We start from the raw sequence: 2,050 nt of genomic DNA, 5'->3' as shown, positions 1-2,050 counted from the left end.
GGGGTGTGGTCCGGGGTGTGGTCGCTTCTGTGGAGGGGGTCGGGGGTGTCGCTGCCCAGGCGGGTCGTGTCGTCGCCGTTGCGGCCGCCGACGCCCGCCAGTTCGCGTTCCGGGATCTCGGCCGTGGCCGGGGAGTCCGTCTTCGGGGCGTCGGTGTGCGGGGTGTCCGCGCTCGCGGCCGGGTTGCCTGTCGGGGCGTCCTTGGCGTGCTGGACGATGTCGCCCGCAGCGTTGTAGATGGTGCCGTCGGGGTCCAGGAACTGTGACGGGCCGTTTCCGGGGAGTTTCACCGTGCCCGGTGGGAAGGTGGTGGTGCCCTCGGGGAGCTTGATGCTGCCGTCGGGGAGTTTGGTCGCCCCGTCGGGGACCGTCGTGCCCGGCGGGAGGTGGATCGTCCCGTCGGGGAGGTGCGCGGCGCCTTCGGGCAGGGCGATCGCGCCGTCCAGGTCGATGGTCGGGACCTCGAACCTGCCCAGGCCCTTCAGACCGGCCATCACGTCGCTGATCCGGGTCAGGCCCGCGCCCGCGCCCTTGAAGAGGTAGGTCATGGGGTCGACGGCGCGGGCGGTTTTACTGGTGAGGGAGAGGGCCTTGGCGGCCAGGCCGGCCTTTCCGGCGCCCGAGGCCGCGCCGCCGGTGCCGCCGGTGAAGGCGGTGGTCAGGACGTTGAAGGTGACCGCTCCGGCCGCGCGGGAGGGGTTGGAGCCCCACTGGTCCCAGGCGATGAGGGCCTTGCCGGTCTCCTTCACCGCGGTACCGGAGTCACGCAGCCACGCGGAATGGTCGCCGGGCAGCGCGCGCAGGGCGAGCTGGGCGGCGGGGGAGAGACCGGTGGCGAGTTTCGCCAGCCCGGTCCAGGCCTCCTTCGCCGCATCCCCGCCGTCGAAGCCGGCCAGGGTGCCCAGACCCTTCAAGGTGCCCCAGACACCGTCGACGAGGAAGCCCTTGCCGAAGTCGTAGGCGTGCTCCCACACCTGCCACCATGGCGTCGACTCCTCAACCGCCTCACCCCACGGCAGGGACTCCGCCTGCTTGAGGGCCTCGGCGTCGTAGCCGTAGGTGCCGGGTTTGCCCGAGCCGTCACCGGTCTTCAGCGGAGTGCCGCCGACCAGGGCGACGATCTTGGCGTGGCAGGCCCGCTCCACCTCCTGGAACGCCGCCCACACCTCCGCGATCTCGCCCCGGCGCCGGTTGTTCTCCTCGACCAGGTCCCCGTCCTCGGACCACTCGTCGTCGCCGTCGACCTTCACCCGGAAGGCCACCGCGTCCCGCTTCAGCTCCTTCAGCTTCTCCACCAGCGGAAACGCATCGTCCGAGTACGTGCCCAGCGCCCCGGCGATCACGCACAGGTCCGAACTGAGCGACTGGCCCTTCGCCGCGACCGGACCCGTCGTCGCGAACAGCTGCTCCGCCTCCGGAGCCCTGTAGAAGGCACGCAGCCCGCCGAAACTGCGGTGCACGTCCCCCGCCGCCCCCGCGATCTTCGCCCCATGCCCCGACAGGGCCGTCACCTTGGTGTCCAGCAACGCCAGATCACCCGTGAAGACGGGTATGCCGACCGGATCGACCGGCCCCGCCCCGCTCACCGGTGCTCTCCGCGCCTGAGAAGGTCCAGCCGCACCGCCCTCGCCGCCCGCTGCGCGTGCTCGGCGGCCTCCAGATCGCCCCGGCAGTACGCCCCCGTCGCCTCCACCGCACCCAGAACCGACGCCTCCGTGCGCTCGGCCATCGACCGGAAGTCCCGGTCACGCTCCCGCAGGTACTCGCCCAGCGCCGCGGCCACCGGACCCATCGCCGCACGCGACAACGGCGCCTGCCCCGCAACCACCGGACCCTGCACAGGAGTTGACGCCTGCACACCCGGCACCGCCGTCCCCGCCGCCTGCGCCGCCTCCGACACCGTCTCCAGCATCGCCGTCAGGGCCTTCTGCAGATCACCGGCATGACCGCCGACCACCCTCAACTGGCCCTGAACCCCCTGCGGCCTGATGTCCCACCCCACCACGWCATAAGCAAGCCAACGTTGACCGATTGACGGTTTGCTGATTGC

At 71.8% G+C, this 2,050-nt stretch carries 1 protein-coding gene and 1 pseudogene; both read right to left on the bottom strand.

Annotated elements, in window-relative coordinates:
* Window positions 1-1,586 (bottom strand): annotated as a pseudogene (locus tag EAO76_RS44140) (hypothetical protein); the annotation flags it as partial.
* A partial coding sequence (locus EAO76_RS44135; protein WP_399463878.1) for a DUF6507 family protein occupies window positions 1,583-2,050 on the bottom strand: 468 nt, incomplete at its 5' end. The pseudogene EAO76_RS44140 and the gene EAO76_RS44135, both read right to left, overlap by 4 nt.

It is taken from the genome of Streptomyces sp. sk2.1, assembly GCF_008120935.1.
Classification (GTDB): Bacteria; Actinomycetota; Actinomycetes; order Streptomycetales; family Streptomycetaceae; genus Streptomyces.
The sequence above is the reverse complement of the archived record's forward strand: the minus strand, read 5'-3'. Positions and strand labels throughout refer to the sequence as shown.